The sequence below is a fragment of the Clostridium sp. genome (genome assembly GCF_026168755.1).
GTDB lineage: Bacteria > Bacillota > Clostridia > Clostridiales > Clostridiaceae > Clostridium.
Map to the genome: position 1 here is coordinate 23637 of NZ_JAPFDR010000025.1, position 17551 is coordinate 41187.

Annotated in this window: 20 protein-coding genes; 14 read left to right on the forward strand and 6 right to left on the reverse strand. The window is 25.7% G+C overall.

Annotated elements, in window-relative coordinates; genetic code table 11:
* Window positions 1-21 precede the first annotated feature (21 nt).
* A complete protein-coding gene (locus Q0Y03_RS10005) occupies window positions 22-813 on the forward strand; it encodes a ribonuclease H-like domain-containing protein (RefSeq protein ID WP_297713681.1) in 792 nt (263 codons plus the stop codon).
* A gap of 81 nt (window positions 814-894) precedes the next feature.
* Here Q0Y03_RS10005 and Q0Y03_RS10010 read toward each other — a convergent pair whose 3' ends face one another.
* Entirely contained in the window at window positions 895-1770 is an 876-nt protein-coding gene (locus tag Q0Y03_RS10010; RefSeq protein WP_297713682.1) for a ComEC/Rec2 family competence protein, read from the reverse strand.
* Between the two features lie 181 nt (window positions 1771-1951).
* Between Q0Y03_RS10010 and Q0Y03_RS10015 the strand changes: the two genes are divergently transcribed.
* Window positions 1952-3694, forward strand: coding sequence for a phosphoenolpyruvate carboxykinase (locus Q0Y03_RS10015; RefSeq protein WP_297713683.1), 1743 nt, complete (start codon window positions 1952-1954; stop codon window positions 3692-3694).
* Between the two features lie 42 nt (window positions 3695-3736).
* Here the strand turns inward: Q0Y03_RS10015 and Q0Y03_RS10020 are convergent, their stop codons facing one another.
* Together Q0Y03_RS10020 and Q0Y03_RS10025 are read right to left on the reverse strand one after the other, a co-directional pair.
* The gene (locus Q0Y03_RS10020) at window positions 3737-3931 is read right to left on the reverse strand and encodes a DUF378 domain-containing protein (RefSeq protein ID WP_297713684.1); all 195 of its coding nucleotides are present in this window, start codon (window positions 3929-3931) and stop codon (window positions 3737-3739) included.
* A gap of 82 nt (window positions 3932-4013) precedes the next feature.
* On the reverse strand, window positions 4014-4481 hold the full coding sequence (locus Q0Y03_RS10025; protein ID WP_297713685.1) for an Lrp/AsnC ligand binding domain-containing protein: 468 nt from the start codon (window positions 4479-4481) through the stop codon (window positions 4014-4016).
* Window positions 4482-4712: 231 nt separating this feature from the next.
* Here Q0Y03_RS10025 and Q0Y03_RS10030 point away from each other — a divergent pair, with 231 nt between their 5' ends.
* The gene (locus tag Q0Y03_RS10030; RefSeq protein ID WP_297713686.1) at window positions 4713-5069 is read left to right on the forward strand and encodes a hypothetical protein; all 357 of its coding nucleotides are present in this window, start codon (window positions 4713-4715) and stop codon (window positions 5067-5069) included.
* 149 nt (window positions 5070-5218) lie between these two features.
* Here Q0Y03_RS10030 and Q0Y03_RS10035 read toward each other — a convergent pair whose 3' ends face one another.
* Complete coding sequence (locus Q0Y03_RS10035) at window positions 5219-6247, reverse strand: CehA/McbA family metallohydrolase (protein WP_297713687.1); 1029 nt, start codon at window positions 6245-6247, stop codon at window positions 5219-5221.
* A 134-nt stretch (window positions 6248-6381) separates the two neighbouring features.
* Between Q0Y03_RS10035 and Q0Y03_RS10040 the strand changes: the two genes are divergently transcribed.
* The 5 genes from Q0Y03_RS10040 (at window position 6382) to Q0Y03_RS10060 (ending at window position 11429) form a co-directional block, all read left to right on the forward strand.
* Window positions 6382-6885: a gamma carbonic anhydrase family protein gene (locus tag Q0Y03_RS10040; RefSeq protein WP_297713688.1), complete on the forward strand. Its 504-nt coding sequence runs from the start codon at window positions 6382-6384 to the stop codon at window positions 6883-6885.
* Between the two features lie 8 nt (window positions 6886-6893).
* Window positions 6894-7733 carry a S1-like domain-containing RNA-binding protein gene (locus Q0Y03_RS10045; protein WP_297713689.1) on the forward strand — a complete coding sequence of 280 codons (840 nt, stop codon included), beginning with the start codon at window positions 6894-6896 and terminating at the stop codon, window positions 7731-7733.
* A gap of 231 nt (window positions 7734-7964) precedes the next feature.
* Window positions 7965-9308 (forward strand): hypothetical protein, encoded by a 1344-nt coding sequence (locus Q0Y03_RS10050; protein ID WP_297713690.1) that lies wholly within the window; start codon window positions 7965-7967, stop codon window positions 9306-9308.
* A 25-nt stretch (window positions 9309-9333) separates the two neighbouring features.
* The gene (locus Q0Y03_RS10055) at window positions 9334-10017 is read left to right on the forward strand and encodes a response regulator transcription factor (protein ID WP_297713691.1); all 684 of its coding nucleotides are present in this window, start codon (window positions 9334-9336) and stop codon (window positions 10015-10017) included.
* 5 nt (window positions 10018-10022) lie between these two features.
* Entirely contained in the window at window positions 10023-11429 is a 1407-nt protein-coding gene (locus Q0Y03_RS10060) for a HAMP domain-containing sensor histidine kinase (protein ID WP_297713692.1), read from the forward strand.
* 154 nt (window positions 11430-11583) lie between these two features.
* On the opposite strand, the gene Q0Y03_RS10065 is transcribed toward Q0Y03_RS10060, so the two are convergent.
* Both Q0Y03_RS10065 and Q0Y03_RS10070 read right to left on the reverse strand, forming a co-directional pair.
* Entirely contained in the window at window positions 11584-12096 is a 513-nt protein-coding gene (locus Q0Y03_RS10065) for a restriction endonuclease (protein ID WP_297713693.1), read from the reverse strand.
* Window positions 12074-12673 carry a restriction endonuclease gene (locus Q0Y03_RS10070; protein ID WP_297713694.1) on the reverse strand — a complete coding sequence of 200 codons (600 nt, stop codon included), beginning with the start codon at window positions 12671-12673 and terminating at the stop codon, window positions 12074-12076. Before Q0Y03_RS10070 ends, Q0Y03_RS10065 begins: the two co-directional genes overlap by 23 nt.
* Before the next feature lie 217 nt (window positions 12674-12890).
* Here Q0Y03_RS10070 and Q0Y03_RS10075 point away from each other — a divergent pair, with 217 nt between their 5' ends.
* From Q0Y03_RS10075 to Q0Y03_RS10100, 6 genes are all read left to right on the forward strand, one after another.
* A complete protein-coding gene (locus Q0Y03_RS10075; RefSeq protein WP_297713695.1) occupies window positions 12891-13259 on the forward strand; it encodes a DNA mismatch repair protein MutT in 369 nt (122 codons plus the stop codon).
* Window positions 13260-13305: 46 nt separating this feature from the next.
* A complete protein-coding gene (locus Q0Y03_RS10080) occupies window positions 13306-13530 on the forward strand; it encodes a hypothetical protein (protein WP_297713696.1) in 225 nt (74 codons plus the stop codon).
* 90 nt (window positions 13531-13620) lie between these two features.
* On the forward strand, window positions 13621-15336 hold the full coding sequence (locus Q0Y03_RS10085; RefSeq protein ID WP_297713697.1) for an ABC transporter ATP-binding protein: 1716 nt from the start codon (window positions 13621-13623) through the stop codon (window positions 15334-15336).
* A gap of 138 nt (window positions 15337-15474) precedes the next feature.
* A complete protein-coding gene (gene trxA, locus Q0Y03_RS10090) occupies window positions 15475-15789 on the forward strand; it encodes a thioredoxin (protein WP_291675057.1) in 315 nt (104 codons plus the stop codon).
* A 12-nt stretch (window positions 15790-15801) separates the two neighbouring features.
* Complete coding sequence (locus Q0Y03_RS10095; RefSeq protein WP_297713698.1) at window positions 15802-16665, forward strand: NAD(P)/FAD-dependent oxidoreductase; 864 nt, start codon at window positions 15802-15804, stop codon at window positions 16663-16665.
* A gap of 137 nt (window positions 16666-16802) precedes the next feature.
* Window positions 16803-17441 (forward strand): deoxynucleoside kinase, encoded by a 639-nt coding sequence (locus tag Q0Y03_RS10100; protein ID WP_297713699.1) that lies wholly within the window; start codon window positions 16803-16805, stop codon window positions 17439-17441.
* The last annotated feature ends 110 nt before the right edge of the window (window positions 17442-17551 follow it).

The window sequence follows — 17551 nt, forward strand, 5'->3', positions numbered from 1 at the left end:
AATGTAAGAAAGAGTGATAATGTGATTATTCGAGAAAATTTTGTTGATGTAGAGGAATATAATATTGAAAAGATGTTAGAAGGGAAGGAGGTGCAGTGTAAACCAGAGGACATTATATATTTTGATTTAGAACATTATGTTTATAAGAAACCAAAATGTATAGGTGTATTTGGAGCATGTATATATAATAAAGATGATAAAAAAATACATGTAACTCAATATATGATAGAAAATAAGAGTGAAGTAGTTGAAATACTAATACTTGCAAAAAAATATTTTACTAAAATGAAGAAGGTGGGAAAGAAAGTCATAGTTACTTTTTCAGGAAATAATGATTTTACTGTTATAAAATACTTATTTAATAAATATAATATTTATTTTGATTTTGATAAAGAGTTTAAATCTTTAGATATACAAAAAGAATATGAAAGAAATATGAATACATCTATAGGACTTAAAAATTTAGAAAAGGTTTTTAATATATATAGAGAAGGAGATGTTATTAGTGGTTCTAATTTAGCTAAAACATTTCATAAGGTATTAAAAGATAAAGAATACATCGAAAGAATGCCAAAAGAAAAAATAGAGACAATATTATTATATAATGAGCAAGATGTAGTAAATTTATATAAGATTTTTATTACTTGGAAAGACTATATAAAAAGTAAAGATGAAGAAACAAAAATTAATATAGATAAAGAAGATATAGAGGTTGATAAGGAAGAAATTAATTCCAATGAGATTATAGAAGAGGATAAAGAAGAAATAGAAGAAACTAAAATTGAAAAAAATCAGGATTGTATTGTAGATTAAGTTTATATTATTTTAAGGATAATATCCTTAAATGATAGATGCTCCTAATTATTTAGGAGCATCTATCATTTATAGGATTTTTTATTTAACTGTAGATATATTAATATTTTTTCCATCAGAAATAGCTATAATTGTACCATTAATATCTGTTCTAAGTGTTTTAATATTATAAGAGTTAAGAAGAGATAAAGTTTCTGGTGTAGGATGACCATAGGTGTTATTTTTACCTACAGATATTATTGCGACAGATGGGTTTGCTGAAATTAGAAAATCTTCAGAAGTAGATGTTGAAGATCCATGATGTCCAACTTTTAAAATATCACAAATTAAATTATTATTTTGAGATAGTACTATATTTTCCGTGGATACTTCAGCATCTCCTGTAAATAAAAAAGAGTTATTAACGAAAGTTATTTTTATGATTGGAGAATAGTCATTTAAATTATCACTAGATATATTTTCTAGAGGAGAGAATACTTGAATTTCTACATTTTTTCCAAGATCAATTCCTTTAACGCCATTCTTTAAAACACTTATTTTAAGGTTTTTATCAACTAAGGCACTAATCATGCTCTCAAAGGTATTAGATGAAGTTATTACTTTAGGCGAATAAAAACTTCCAATATTATATCTTTTTATAATTGTATCCATATTTCCAATATGATCTTCATGAGGATGTGTTGCAATAATATAATCAAGTTTTTTTATATTTAAATTTTCTAAATAATCTAGTAAATCTTTTCTATTACTAGATGGACCAGAATCTATAAGTAAATTTTTATTATTAACCTGAATTAAAATACAATCTCCTTGACCTACATCTATATAGTGAACAATCATTTTGTTTTGGGAATTAACATTATTATTTTGAGTTAAAAAAGAAATAGAAATAATAATTACAGAAATAGTAAGTATTATTTTTAATCCTTTATAACCTTTATGTTTAAATTTATTCATAATTAAAGACTCCTAAATAAGAATATATATCTTAGATTATTGCCTAGAATTAGGGAAAGAAATCTTAAGTTTATAAATATTTAATAAGTTAGTTAAGTGAATTTATTGGTATAATATGTTATAATTGTATAAAATATCGTGTAAGAGCTAAGTTAAATAAAATGATATTAGGAGGATGGGGATGAAAAAAGAGTTTTCAATAAGTAATGATAAAGTATTAATGAATTTTTCAACTAGGTATTGTAATAATTTTGAGAGTTTATTAGAAAGTGAAGGATTTAGAAGGGTTTTAAGTGTTTATTTAAAGAAATCTGAAAAAAAGAGAACTTTATCATATAGATATTTAATTAAATCGTTAAATACCACCGAGATAACAAGTTTAAGAGAAGATATTACGAAAATTTTTAAATGGTTAACTATAATAGATGTAAAAGAGGTTGTTGAATTAAATCCAAGATATAGTGAACTTCTTAGTAATAAAGAAGAGTTTATTAATGTAATAGAGGATTTTTATTTATTTTGGAGAAGATTAGAAAGATATACTATTATTCAAAATGATAAAGTTAGTCAAGGATTAGCAGCCATGAATTTTACAGAAGCAAATTCAGCTTTTGAAAAGTTAATATTAAAGTTCTATAGAAAAATAGAGCAAAATGTATTAGGTAGAACTCCGCAAGTTTTTAGACAAATAACAGCTGGTGGAAATTGTAGTATAATGATAAATAAGTTATTATGGCCAATTCCAAAAGGATATGAATCACTAGAGGATATTAATTTTATAGATTGTATTTTACTAGAGCCACCATTTATAACATATCCTAAAAAAAATACAAGAAATGGCATGTTTTCAGAGGTTAATAATAATCCTTTAAAGTATGCACATATAAATAAAGAGCATTGGTTTTGTTATCCTGCAAAAGTTGGAGAGTTAATAGCATATATATATTTCCATAGAGATTTTATGAATCATGGAATAACTTTATGTAATTTATTTGAAATGGCTAAGAGAGAAGAGTGTAGAGGAAGGCGTCCTGATATTGTTTATGTATTTGGAATAAATGATGGAGAAGAGTTAAAAACAGTTTTCTATGATGATGAAGAAAACAATATAATGCTTGGATATATAAATTATTCAGAGGAGATAGATTACTTTGGATATATGAAAAAGATGATATTAACATTGCATAATTTAATAATGATAAAAAGAGGTTGTTTACCTATACATGGTGCAATGGTAAATGTTCAAATGAAAAATGGAAAAGAAGCTAATGTAGTAATAATGGGTGATAGTGGTGCAGGAAAATCTGAAAGCTTGGAAGCTTTTAGAACATTAAGTGAAGAATATATAAGTAATATGAGTATTATTTTTGATGATATGGGTACATTTAAAGAAATTAATGGAGAGATATATGGATATGGTACAGAAATAGGTGCTTTTGTTAGATTAGACGATTTAGCGCAAGGATATGCATTTAGAGAAATAGATAGAAGTATATTTATGAATCCAGATAAAATAAATGCACGATTAGTAATGCCTGTAGCACCATATAGTCAAATAGTAAAAGGTTATAAAATAGATTTATTTTTATATGCTAATAATTTTACTGATATAAACAAAGGTGATAAATCTATTGAATATTTTAATAATACTGAAGATGCAATTAAATTATTTAAATCAGGTCCAAGAATGGCAAAGGGAACTACTACTGAAGAAGGATTAGTTGAAAGTTACTTTGCAAATCCATTTGGACCTGCACAAAAGCAAGAAGCTACTGATATATTGATAGATAGATATTTTAAGACAATGTTTAACACAAATGTAAAAGTTGGACAAATCAAGACATGTCTTGGAGTTAAAGGCAGAGAGCAAGAGGGGCCAAGAGAGGCTGCAATAGAGTTATTTAATATTATTAAAGAGTTATAAGAAAGAGCTTTGCACTTTTATGTGCAAAGCTCTTTCTTAATTTTAAAATCTATCTTTTGCAAAAAATGATATAGCATATAAACCACAAATACCAATAATAGCATAAATGATTCTGCTAAAAGTACTCATATCACCAAAGATTGTAGCAACAAGATCGAATTGAAAAAAGCCTAATAGGCCCCAATTTATAGCTCCAATTATAATAAGTATAAGTACTATGGTGTCAATTACCTTCATAAAAACAACTCCTTTAGTTTTAATAACATAGTTATTTTTTCCAAAAGAGAAATTTATATTCATGCGAAAATATATTTAAAAATTAAATTGAAATATTTCTATCAATAGGTTGATTTAAAGATATAATAGTGTCAGTTCTTTGAATTCCGGAAATAACATTTATTTTGTTTAATAGTATATCTTGAAGATCACTTATGTTTTTACAGATCACTTTAGCAAATACAGAATAATCACCAGTAGTTAAATGTAATTCAACAACTTCTTTAATTTTGGACATTTCTTCAAAAACATCTGAGAATGATGAAGTTTTATCAATATATATTCCTACAAAGCAACAAACATCATATCCTAATTTAGGAAGATTTAAAAGAATTTTAGTTCCCTTAATTATTCCAAGTTCCTCCATTTTTTTCATACGAACATGAATAGTACCCCCACTAACATGGCAAAGTCTTGCAATTTCTAAATATGGAGTTCTACAATCTTTTATTAATATATCTAAAATTTGAAGATCTAATTCATCAAGTTGATAGGTTTGATTTGAACCCATAATAACACCCCTTTAATAAATTTATAATATCTTTAATACATTTTATCAAATAATTTAAATATATGCTAGTCCAAATTATCGAATTATTATTTTTTAAGAGATATAATATGAAAATTAGTAATTTTTAACATAAAATAGGTTTTATAAAAATATGAAAATAAAACTGGGTTGAAAATATGTTAAATAGAAAGTAATATATATATTAGAAAGATATAGGAAGGAGAGCTATTGATGGGAAGCTTTTTATCAACGCTGCTTTATTTCATTGTTCTATTAGCAATTGTATTTGGAGTAATGTTCTTAGGAAGAAAGTATGTATTTTCAAAAGTTAGAATTAATAAGTATATACCACTTGGTATATCTATAGTAACATTAATTTTACAAGGATTTATGCCTGCTATTTTAGGTGAAAATATTTGGTGGGTATCATTTTTACTAACTATATTAACAGTAACATTCTTTTTATGGTTCCTGGATATTCAAGCAACTGGTGGACCTAAAAAGAAAGAAAAGAAAATTGAAATTAGACCTAAGGCTAAGCCTAATAGAGTAAAGCATTTAAATAATAATCAAAACAATAAAAAATAAAGTGTTTAATTTTTCCCTTTATAGAAATAGTTTTATTATTAAAATTACTTTCTATAAAGGGAATATTAAAATTAAATGCTTTTTATTTTTTATTAAACAACTTTATTCACTCAAGTTGTATTCTTTATGTAACTTTAAGTGAATAATTTCTAAATATAGTTATTATTTAAGTGAACAATAAAAATTGGAGAACTTACTGCAGTTTTATTCTCATCTTGAAGTATTCTAATAACATACCAAGTTTCTGTTTTTAAACTTTGATGTTCATATATATATTTAATACTACTTAAATTAATATCTTCAATTTTCTTTATAATTGTACCACCATTTGATATTATTTGAATTTCTTTTATTTTATATCTTATATCTTCAGCAAAAATTGAAAACTTTATTTTTGAAGAATAAATTGATAATGTATCGCCCATAAATGTTTCATCTATAGTAAAATGTAATTTTAAAAATCGTGATTCAGTTGAATAAGTCCTATGATTTCTAAAGGCATCAATTAATGAATTCTTAGATAAATCATTTGCAATATATGCAGTTAAATTATCAGATTGATCGAAATTAATTCTATGATTATCTTGCCCATTAACAGCACCTAATTTCCAGCCTTGATCTAGTAATTGATAATAGTACTTTTCATGTTTAGTATATTTACTTGCAGGATTACCATTGTAAACTTCTATAGATGTAATAATCTTATTAAAAATTTCATTATATTGAATTTTACCAATTTCCTTATGAGGATGATTAATAATTATAAAAGCTTGAGGGTTATTAATCATCCATAAAGTTAATAATCTTAAATCTTTTATAGCACCGGTAAAAAAGTTACTAGGATTTATTATGTTAAAATCACCAAAGGGAATAGTTCTACATTCAAAGCCAACAATAGGTAAGAAGTCATCTTCATTTTTTCTTATTTTATTGGAAAAATAATTTGTTGCATCCCATTTTGTTAAAGTACGATCTTTAACAGTAGTTTTATTTGCAAGAAAATCATTGTGATCAGTTACAAATAAAAAATTTAAACCACATTTTATAGCAAATTCATATAAGTTTAAAGGAGTACCTTTACCAGTTGAATAGCTAGAATGACAGTGGGGAATACCATAATAATATTTTAATTTATTCTGATCAAAGATTACTCTGGTTTTACGCTTACTTTTACTCACAAATTCGCCTCTTAAAATTATTCATTATTAATATATAGTATTAAAGGCATTAAAATAATGACAATAATTATAAAGGGTGATAAAATAAAGTGAAACTTTCATGATGAATATAAGTTATAAGGGAGTTAAAAAATATGATTATGGATTTTGAGGGATTTAAACCTAAAATAAATGAGAATACATATATTTCAGAAAGCGTTGATATAATAGGAAAAGTTGAAATTGAGGATAATGTAAACATATGGTTTGGTACCAGGCTTAGAGCTGATATGAACAAAATAGTAGTTGGTGCTAATACTAATATTCAAGAAAATTCAGTAGTACATGTTGATACTAACTTTCCATGTATTATTGGTAAAAATGTAACTATAGGTCATGGAGCTATAATTCACGGATGTAGTATTTCAGATAATGTTTTAGTGGGAATGGGATCAATAATATTAAATAATGCTAAAATTGGAAAGAATACTATTATAGGGGCAGGAAGTTTAGTGACTCAGGGAAAGAGTTTTCCAGATGGAGTTCTTATTTTAGGAAATCCAGCAAAAGTAGTTAGAGAATTAACTGATGATGAAATAAAAAACATTAAGAAGTCAGCAGATAATTACGTAAATTTAAGTAAAAGATATAAAAAGTAGGAGGACGTATGTTAAGAATAGGAGAATATAATACTTTAGTAGTAGATAGAGAAAAGGACTTTGGATTTTATCTAGTTGATAAACAAAGTAAAGAGGATGTTTTACTTCCTAAGTCATTAGCGGAAGGAATGGGAGTAGAAGTTGGTAAGGAGGTTGAAGTATTTATATACAGAGACTCAAAGGATAGACCAATAGCTACATTTAAGAAGCCTTTAGCTATAGTTGGTGATGTTGCTTATTTAAAGGTTGTACATCAAGGTGAGTTTGGTGCATTTGTTGATTTTGGATTAGATAGAGATATATTTGTACCATTAAAAGAGCAAAGATATAAATTACATACAGGAAAAAAATATTTATTTTATATATATGTAGATAAGACAGGAAGACTTGCAGCTACAACAGAGGTTGAGCCATATATTGAAGTTGCTGAGGAAGGAACATTTAAAGTTGGAGATGAAGTTACTGCAATGGTATTTTCAAAGACTCCTTCAGGAACTTTAAATGTTGCAATTGATGCTAAATATAGGGGATTAGTATTACCAAATGAGTACTATAATGAGGTTCATCCAGGATATGAAATGCAATTAAGAGTTAAGAGGGTTTATGAAGATGGTGTAATAGGATTAACACCAAGAAAGACTAGATTAAATGAAAGAGATGAACTTCAAGAAAAAATTGTAACTTATATGAGAAAAAATGGTGGATTTATGGAGTTTAATGATAAGTCTAATCCAGAAGATATAAAAGCGACTTTTGGAACTAGTAAGAATTACTTTAAGATGGCTTTAGGTGGGCTTATGAAGGCTGGAAAGCTTACTCAAGATAAAGAGGGAAGTAGATTACTATAGTTAGTAGTTAATAACTTCTTTAATATAATGAAAAGTTAATAATAATTTAGATTAGAACACTGAAGTGAACTATTTGATGGATACTTATCAGAAAATAGTTCAGAAAGGTGTTCTTTTTATGTAAAAAAATTTAAAGTTTTTTGTTAGGTAACAATTTGGCAATAAGTTAATTAAAATATGTAAAAACTTAGATGTATTATATATTTGTAAACTAATAAGGGGTGGTACTAAATGCTTAATACAAATAAAAGAATATTATTTGGGATATCAGTATGTATAATTACATCTATTTTACCTAGCTGTAGTATAGGGGATAAGACTATAACTATGAATGAAGATGTTTATATGGAGGAGATAGAAAATTCAAGTAAGATAACAAGTGAAGAAATTAATATTGAGATAGATGAGGGATTTAAGTTTGAACCAGGATTTTTTCAAGATGGTAAGATATATGGAATTTTGATAAATACTGCAAAAAGTTCAGAGGGTGATGTAGAAGGATATAGTGCATATTATTCTAAAGAGGATAATTTGGTGAAACTAAATAAGTTGACTAATGAAGAAATATTTTCAAACATGAATTATAATGAAAGAAGAATATATAATTGGAACAATGAAACTTTTAAAGATGTAGTAACAGGGGAAGAGAAAAGTATACCAGAAGTTAAAATTGATTTTACTAGTGATACAGAAGGTATAAGAGTAGTAGCAGAAGAAAGCAATAATAAAGTAAATAATAATTATGCTAAAGACTATATAGATAAAAAATATTATGGAAATGAACGCTCTATGAAGAGTGATCAATATTATCTTGTAAAAGGAAATTATAATTATATTTATAGGCAAATAACAAATTTTGTATATGAAGTAGAAGATGATAAAGACTTTTCATATAGGACTGTATATGGTAAGTGGGATTTAACAAAATTTAAAAGTGTAGATTCAATTATTGTTTTATATGATTATGAAAATAATAAAGTAATAACTTTTGATGGAAAGTTTAATGGAGATTTTCCTATTTTAAGCAATTTGATGTATTCAAAAGAAAATAATAAAATTTATGCTATAGGTGGAAGCAATGAAGATGAAGTTTATGAAATAAATATTAATGATGACACTTATAGTTTAGATTTAATATATAAATTTGACTTAGGTGATAAGATAACTGCTGCATGGAAGAGTAAAATAATAGGAGACAGTTTACTTATAGGGTCATTTAAACCTGATGGTAGTGAAGATGAGTTTATTATGACGGAAGAAGAGACTATGTTACTTGATTTAAGTAGCAAGGAAATTAATGTAATACAGAAGAATAATGAAACTAACTTTTTAATGCAATCTAATTCAAGCAAATATGTAATAACTGTTAATCATGAAGCGGGAGAAGAGAAAAGTAGGATATTTTTAGGAAAGGTTCATGAAAATAAAGTAGAGTATATCTATGAGTTTGAAGAGGGTCCAATAAAAGTTGTATTTGATGATGATGAAAAAAATATGTTTGTTCAATATGGAACTTGGAAAGATGAGAATATAGTTACTTATAGATATGTTTTGTATAATTTAGATATAGAATAGAAAATGTGAAAAATTTGGGGGAGACATGGAAAGGCAAAGAATTTTAGTTGTAGAAGATGAAATATCAATAAATGATATATTAACATTTGCATTAAGAAAAGAAGGATATGATGTTAGAGGTGTATATAGGGGGCAAGATGCGATAGAGATGGTAGAGAGCTTTAATCCAGATTTAGTGCTTTTAGATATTATGTTACCTGACAAAGATGGATTTCAAGTGTGTAGAGAAATTTGTGATAAGACTTTTGTAATAATGTTGACAGCAAGAGATGATGTTATAGATAAGATTCTGGGTATAGAAATAGGAGCCGATGATTATATAACAAAACCTTTTGAAATTAGAGAAGTAACAGCAAGGATAAAAAGTATTTTTAGAAGACTTAGCAAAAGCAATAATATTATGTCTAATATTTCCCAGGAAATATTAGATAAGGGGTTATTTATAAATTTAAATGATAGAAAAGTGTATAAGGATGGAGTTGAAATAGAGCTAAAGAAGAAGGAATTTGATTTATTAAGTTTTTTATATATAAATAAAAATATAGTATTTTCAAGAGAAGAATTACTTGATAAGGTATGGGGAGATGAATATGAAGGTGATGTAAGAACTGTTGATGTTCATATTAGAAGAGTAAGAGCTAGATTAGGTGAAGAGAAAAATAGTACTTTAATAGAAACAGTTTTTGGGGTTGGATATGTAATGAGGTGAAAAAAGTGTTTAAAACTATAAGAGGAAAGGTAACTTTATGGTCAATAATTATAGTTGGAATATTAAATATAATTTTAAGTGTTTTTATTTATATAACAATAAATAAGAAATTAGAAAGTTCAATTCAAGGGTATATGAAGACAATACAGTTTATGGCTAGAAATATTGCAATGACAAGCGGTTCATCTAATGAAGAAGATAATATTATTGTAAGTAATTTATATGATATATTTGGTGATTATATAGCTATAGCTTATAAAGATAATAATGTGATGAGTAGTAGGGGGAGTCTCATACGAGAAGATAAAATAATAGAAATTTTAGAGGAAAGTAATAGTAGAAAATCATTATTAAATTTAAATAAAGATAGTAAATTATATATTGCAACATTTAATTATCCAATATATATTGATGAAAGTTATTATGGAAATATAGTTATACAAAAAGATTACACTAAAGAATATAATGAAAACTATAAAATTAGTTGTTCTATATTTATAGGACAATCTATAATACTATTAATATTAGTAATGGCATTATGGAGTATAATTAATAAGTTTACAAAACCAATTAATAATCTATCTAATGCAATTGAGAACTTTGCAATTGGAAAAGATGAAGGAGATATTAAAATAGAAACAAAAGATGAGGTAGCTATATTAGCTGACAAATTTAACTTTATGAAAAATGAAATTAAATATCAAATGGAAATTATTATAAAGGAGCAAAATAAAAGTAGGGAGTTTTTTAATAATGCAACACATGAACTTAAAACGCCTATTACAGCTATTAGTGGATATACTCAATTATTAATAGATAATGATATTTCAGAAATAGAAGAGGAATTTAGAGAAAGAGCATTAGAGAGAATTCTTAAGGAAAGTAATAAATTAAATTCCCTTGTTAAAAATATTTTAGAAATATCACGGGGAAAAGTAAAGAGAAATATAGATAAAGAGGAGTTTGATTTTGGGGGTCTTATTAATAAAAAAATAGCTGATATGAAGATGAGATTTATAAAGTCAAATCTCTATTTGAAAGCTAATATTAATAATACAATGGTAAATTGTAATAAAGAAGAAATTAGTACTATAATAATAAATCTTTTAGATAACGCTATTAAATATACAGCAGGAAAAGAAGTAATAGTTAATGTTTATGAAGAATCAGAAAAAAGTATATTTGAAATATCAAATGAAATTTATGAAATACCAGAAAATATAAAAAATAATTTATTAGAAGCTTTTGTAAAACATACTAATGATATTATTCTTGAAAAAGAAGGAATAACAAGTTCAGGATTAGGATTATATATATGCAATAAGCTAGCAGAAGAAAATAATAGTGAATTAATGTATTATATAAAAAACAATATAATAATAGTTAAATTAATAATTCCTAGTATTAAATAAATATATTTAGCAATTTTATTAGTATAAATAATTATTATAGGATTTAAAATAGTTAGTATAATTAAGTGGTATTAATTAAAGGAAATTTATAAAGGGATGTGTATTAAAAATGACACATCCCTAATATATTTAAGAGAAAAATGAGATAGCTAAATTAATTAGTTTTAAGTATATATTCTGTGTATGGAATATCTAATTCAATAGAACTTATTATTTTTATATTATAGGGTTTATTTATTTTACTTAAAATAGATTTTACATCATCAGATACAGTACCTGTAGTTATAATTATTCCATTATTTATATTATCTGAAATCATAGCACCTAATAATTTTTCAACCTGTAATATTGATATAGAATTATTGAGGGAATATCTTTTACATTCAACATAGAATTTTTCAGAACCTTTTTCACAAATAATATCTTTTCCACCATCTGGCCCTAAAGGAAGGAGAATAATATTATTGAAACCTAATTTAGATAAATATTCACTACACCAAATTTCAAATTCATGGGGGGTTAATCTATGAACTAAATTATATAATTGGTTATTTCCTTCAAAATTTTTGTATGATTTATAGTATATAATAATTTTTTTTATCAATTTACCTATTAAAGGAGCAAATAAGATTATTATGAAATAGCTATATATTGTATTTAACTTCATTTATTAGCCCTTCTTTCCTAATGTAATAATTATGAGTTCTTATTGACTTTGTAAGTTCATAACCATCAATAAGCTTAATTTCTATTCCACGATTTTGGTTGTTAAAATCGTTAGCAAATTCTATAGCTTTATCAGAAAATGAGCTATTAGTAATAAGAATTCCTTTTTTACAGTTATTAATAAGTAATCTGCCTAAAAAGCTTTGAACCGCAGGCCTACCGGTTAACTCCCAATTGTCTTCATCAGCAGCAGTTTCACCAAGTAAATTATTTTGAATACAACTTATAAATACATCTTCATTATTTAATGAAGATCTAAAATTAGTTAAATTACTATCACCATTAGGAAGAATTGTATTTTCTTTAAAACCCAAAATATTAAGATAAATATTTATAATTTTTATAAATGTAGTGTAATTGTTTTTTTGAAGATCTTTTATAGATAATAGACCAAGTTTAATTTGTTTTTCAGATTGTTTTTTGTTTAAATCAATAGTAGATTTTTCTATATATGATATTAAAAATTTTAATGTAAAAAATAATAATATAATAAGTGGCAAAGATTTAATAAAATTCATAAAAATCACCTCATATAAATTATTAACAAAATTTACATATAATATACATTAATTGTTAAATGAGTTTTAAATAAAAATATAAATAAATTGTAAAAATATCATAAATAAATTTGTAATAAAAAATAAAATAATGTTTAAAAATAGCTAAAAAGAGATTATAATTATAATAATAAATAAATTCATTAAAATTTAATTGCTAATTGGAGGTAAGACGGGGATGGTTACAAGATGTTCAATTATTATTTATGATGATTTTGGAAATGTATTGATTGCAGAAAGAGGAAAAAGAAACGAAAGAACTTGGGGTATGTTTGGAAAGGAAATGAAGGGAAAAGAAACAGAGGAAAAATGTATTTCTAAAGCTGTTGATAAAGATATAAAATGTACAGTATTTGATTTAAAACCATTTAAAGAATATGTTTTAGAAGATGAAAGGAAATTGAAAGTTTTTACAGGGAGCATAAAGGAATATATTACTTGCCATAAAAGTATAAATAATATAAAATGGATTTCTAAAGGAAACATTGAAGATTATATTTTTAATGATGAAGATAAAATGATATTAAATGACTATTTTCAAAATTAAATAAATTAGTATTGTGGAACTAATGACAAATTAAAGGAGATACTTAATGCTTTATAGAGTTATTATAAAAAAAGAAACATCAAAGTATTTTATAGGTAAAACCTATGATAATAAGAAGTATAAAATTGAAAAGAATCAATATAGTAAAAAGCTTAGAATAGGTAGTGATTCTTATTTTTATGCAAGAAAAGAAGAAGGATTACTAAGTACGATTTTAGTGCCAATTTCTGATGAAGAAGCTGGAGTGTTAGATATTCATAAATCTATTTAAAGATGTTTATTAATAAATAAAGCAAAGGAAGAACAGGGATAAATAAGACCCTGTTCTTCCTTTGTGTGTTAAATAAAAAGGAGATATTTTATGATTAAAAAGTTTATTTCATATTACAAACCGTATAAGGGATTATTTTTTGCAGATCTAATAGTTGCAACTATAGCAACTTTATGCAATTTAATATACCCGATGATGACAAGAAGTTTAGTTAATGATGCTATACCTAATAAGGAGATAAAAGTTATAAGTATATTTGCAATTATTCTTATGGTTTTATACTTAATTAAGGCAGGTTGTTGTTATTTCATGCAGTATTTTGGACATCTTGTTGGAGTTGGAATGCAAGGTGATATGAGAAGAGATATGTTTAAGCACCTTGAAAAATTACCTAACTCATATTTCGATAATACAAAAACTGGAGATTTAATGAGCAGAATGATAAATGATTTAATGGATATATCTGAACTTGCTCATCATGGACCAGAAGATTTATTTATTTCAATAATAATGTTTTTAGGCTCATTTATAATATTATCAACTATAAATTTACCTCTTACAATTTTAATATTTGCATTTGTTCCATTTATAGTAATATTTACTTTAAAGAAAAGAAAAAAGATGAATAAATGCTTTATGGAGACAAGGGTACAGACTTCAGCAATAAATTCAACATTAGAAAACTCAATTGCAGGTATAAGAATATCTAAGGCATTTGTTGCAGAAGAATATGAAAATGAGAAATTTAATAAAGGAAATAATAAGTTTAAAGAAGTAAGAAAACAATCCTATAAAGTTATGGCAGAGTATTTTGCAGGAGTTAATTTTGGAGTAGATATATTGGATTATGTTGTTTTAATAGCAGGAGGATTATTTACTTATTATAATACTATTAACATAGGTGATTTTTTAGCTTATATGTTATATGTTAAATTATTTACAGATCCAATTAAAAAGCTTATTAATTTTGTAGAGCAATATCAAAATGGAATGACTGGATTTAAAAGATTTATTGATATAATGAATGTTGAACAAGAAAAAGAAAAAGATAATGCAGTAGAATTAGAAAAAGTAGAAGGTAATATAAGCTTTGAAAATGTATGTTTTAGTTATGAAGATGAAGATGAAAAAGTATTAGATAAAATTACATTATCTATAGAGAAAGGAAAAATGTTAGCTTTAGTAGGGCCATCAGGTGGAGGAAAAACTACATTTTGTAATTTAATACCTAGATTTTATGATGTAGACAATGGTGATATAAGAATAGATGGAAAGAGCATATATGATATTAAGTTAGATTCTTTAAGAAAAAATATAGGTGTAGTCCAACAAGAAGTATTCTTATATACAGGAACAATAAAGGAAAATATTAAATATGGAAAGCAAGATGCAAGTGATGAAGAAGTTATTGAAGCAGCAAAAAAAGCTAATATTCATGAATTTATAATGGGATTAAAAGATGGCTATGATACATATATTGGAGAGCGAGGAATAAAATTATCAGGAGGCCAAAAACAAAGAATATCAATTGCTAGGGTGTTTTTAAAAAATCCACCAATTTTAATCTTAGATGAAGCTACATCAGCTTTAGATAATGTAACTGAATATTTAATTCAAAAATCATTAGAAGATCTTTGTAAGAATAGAACGACTATAGTTGTTGCACATAGATTATCTACAATAAAAAATGCAGATGAAATAATAGTGCTAACTGATAATGGTATAGAAGAGAGAGGTAGCCATACAGAGCTTATTGAAAAAGGTGGAATTTATACTGAATTAAATAGGTATTCAAAAATTAATTAGGTAACTTTATCATAGAATTTTTTTATAAAAAGAGGGTAAACTAAAATAAGAATAAAGTTATTGACTAATAATGATTATCGCAGTACAATAAAACAAATAATATTAATAGTCCCCTAAGGGGGAGTAGGAGGAATTGTAATGGTTCAACATTTAAAAGAAAATGAATTTAATTCAGAAGTTGTTAATTTTGATGGTGTTAGTATAGTAGATTTCTGGGCAGAATGGTGTGGTCCTTGTAAAATGATAGGTCCTATCTATGAAGAAGTTGCAGGAGAATTATCAAATGCTAAATTTACAAAGGTTAATGTAGATGAGTGTCCTAATTTAGCAGGAAAATATAGAGTTGCAAGTATTCCAACAATAATGGTATTTAAAAATGGAGAGCCTATAGATACATTAGTTGGATTTATGCCAAAGCCACAATTAAAAGCTGCAGTTGAAAAACATTTATAAGAGAGGAATACTATGGAAAGATATGATTTAGCCATAGTAGGTAGCGGTCCGGCAGGATTATCAGCAGCTCTTAATGCAAAAATAAGAAATAAAAAGTTCATTATTTTTGGAACTAAGGATTTAAGTAATAAAATAGTGAAAGCTCCTAAAATAAATAACTATTTGGGTTTTTATGGAATGAACGGAGCTGAAGTAAAAGAAAAGTTTGCAGAGCATATAGATAAGATGGAAATACAAATTACAGAGGAAAGAGTAAATAATATCTATGCTATGGGTGATTATTTCACTTTAATGGTAAATGATAAAATGTATGAAGCTACAGCTGTAATTTTAGCTACTGGAATGGAATATACTAAGCCTCTTAAGGGAGAACTTGAATTATTAGGTAAAGGTGTAGGTTATTGTGCAACTTGCGATGCTCCTCTTTATAAAGGAAAAACAGTTTCAATAGTAGGATATAATAAAGAAGCTGAAGAGGAAGCTAATTATGTAAGTGAACTTGCAGGAAAAGTATACTATATACCTATGTATAAGGGTGAATATGAAGTTAGAGATAATATAGAAGTTATCAATAAAAAGCCATTAGAAATAGTAGGAGATAATAAAGTTTCTTCATTAAAACTTGATGGTATAGATTTGGAAACAGATGGAGTATTTGTTCTTAAAGATAGTATTTCGCCAGGACAACTAGTTCCAGGATTAGAAATTGTTGATGGACATATTAATGTGGATAGAGAAATGAAAAGTAATATTCCTGGGTGTTTTGCAGCAGGAGATTGCGTAGGTAAGCCATATCAATATATAAAATCAGCAGGTGAAGGAAATATAGCAGCATTAAGTGCTGTAAGATATATAGATATCTTAAAAAATAAATAGTTTATATAAAATAAGACATGTTGTTATAAACAGTATGTCTTATTTTTTTTATTAAATATTGTCAAGACTTGATTTAAATATAAATACAAGGTATCATAAATTAGCGCTAAGGATGAATAATAAAGGATAGGTGAAGTATGTTGTTAGTTGTTGGTGGAATGATAGGTTTAGGTAAAAGTTCAGTAGCAAAAATTTTAGGAGAACATTTTAATTCAGAGGTTTTTTATGAATCTGTTGATGATAATCCGCTTTTACCGTTATTTTATAGTGAATCTGAAGAAGAGATACAAAGAAAGAGATATCCTTTCTTACTACAATTATATTTTTTAAATACTAGATTTAAAAGTATTAAAGAAGCATTAGTTAATGATAATAACGTTCTAGATAGATCAATATATGAAGATTGGTATTTTGCTAAGAAAAATATGGAGCTTGGTAGAATATCAGATTTAGAGATGAGTATATATGAAAATCTATTAAATAATATGATGGAAGAGTTAGAATCATTACCTAAAAAGGCACCTGATGTTATGATATATCTTAAAGGATCTTTTGAAACTGTAATTAATAGAATCAATCTTAGAGGAAGAGAGTTTGAGATTGATGATAGTTTAAAAGAATATTATCATTTCTTATGGGAAGGGTATGATAATTGGGTTAATAATCATTACAATGCATCTGAAGTTTTAATTATAGATATGAATGTTATGGATGTAGTTAATAATGAAGAAGATAAAAAGAAATTAATTATAAATTGCAATAACAAATTGAACTAATTTCTGTTTATGACTTAAATACTTGAATTTACTTAGATTGAATAGATTTTATCTAGATATATTTCAAATAGTTCTTCTGGAGTTTTATAGTTTAGTATTCTCCTTGGAAG

Excerpts from the sequence above, each read along its gene's own strand:
- Q0Y03_RS10010 (WP_297713682.1), bottom strand. The coding sequence starts at position 1,770 with ATGAATAAATTTAAACATAAAGGTTATAAAGGATTAAAAATAATACTT.
- Q0Y03_RS10015 (WP_297713683.1), top strand. The coding sequence starts at position 1,952 with ATGAAAAAAGAGTTTTCAATAAGTAATGATAAAGTATTAATGAATTTT.
- Q0Y03_RS10020 (WP_297713684.1), bottom strand. The coding sequence starts at position 3,931 with ATGAAGGTAATTGACACCATAGTACTTATACTTATTATAATTGGAGCT.
- Q0Y03_RS10025 (WP_297713685.1), bottom strand. The coding sequence starts at position 4,481 with ATGGGTTCAAATCAAACCTATCAACTTGATGAATTAGATCTTCAAATT.
- Q0Y03_RS10030 (WP_297713686.1), top strand. The coding sequence starts at position 4,713 with ATGGGAAGCTTTTTATCAACGCTGCTTTATTTCATTGTTCTATTAGCA.
- Q0Y03_RS10040 (WP_297713688.1), top strand. The coding sequence starts at position 6,382 with ATGATTATGGATTTTGAGGGATTTAAACCTAAAATAAATGAGAATACA.
- Q0Y03_RS10045 (WP_297713689.1), top strand. The coding sequence starts at position 6,894 with ATGTTAAGAATAGGAGAATATAATACTTTAGTAGTAGATAGAGAAAAG.
- Q0Y03_RS10050 (WP_297713690.1), top strand. The coding sequence starts at position 7,965 with ATGCTTAATACAAATAAAAGAATATTATTTGGGATATCAGTATGTATA.
- Q0Y03_RS10055 (WP_297713691.1), top strand. The coding sequence starts at position 9,334 with ATGGAAAGGCAAAGAATTTTAGTTGTAGAAGATGAAATATCAATAAAT.
- Q0Y03_RS10065 (WP_297713693.1), bottom strand. The coding sequence starts at position 12,096 with ATGAAGTTAAATACAATATATAGCTATTTCATAATAATCTTATTTGCT.
- Q0Y03_RS10070 (WP_297713694.1), bottom strand. The coding sequence starts at position 12,673 with ATGAATTTTATTAAATCTTTGCCACTTATTATATTATTATTTTTTACA.
- Q0Y03_RS10075 (WP_297713695.1), top strand. The coding sequence starts at position 12,891 with ATGGTTACAAGATGTTCAATTATTATTTATGATGATTTTGGAAATGTA.
- Q0Y03_RS10080 (WP_297713696.1), top strand. The coding sequence starts at position 13,306 with ATGCTTTATAGAGTTATTATAAAAAAAGAAACATCAAAGTATTTTATA.
- Q0Y03_RS10085 (WP_297713697.1), top strand. The coding sequence starts at position 13,621 with ATGATTAAAAAGTTTATTTCATATTACAAACCGTATAAGGGATTATTT.
- trxA (WP_291675057.1), top strand. The coding sequence starts at position 15,475 with ATGGTTCAACATTTAAAAGAAAATGAATTTAATTCAGAAGTTGTTAAT.
- Q0Y03_RS10095 (WP_297713698.1), top strand. The coding sequence starts at position 15,802 with ATGGAAAGATATGATTTAGCCATAGTAGGTAGCGGTCCGGCAGGATTA.
- Q0Y03_RS10100 (WP_297713699.1), top strand. The coding sequence starts at position 16,803 with ATGTTGTTAGTTGTTGGTGGAATGATAGGTTTAGGTAAAAGTTCAGTA.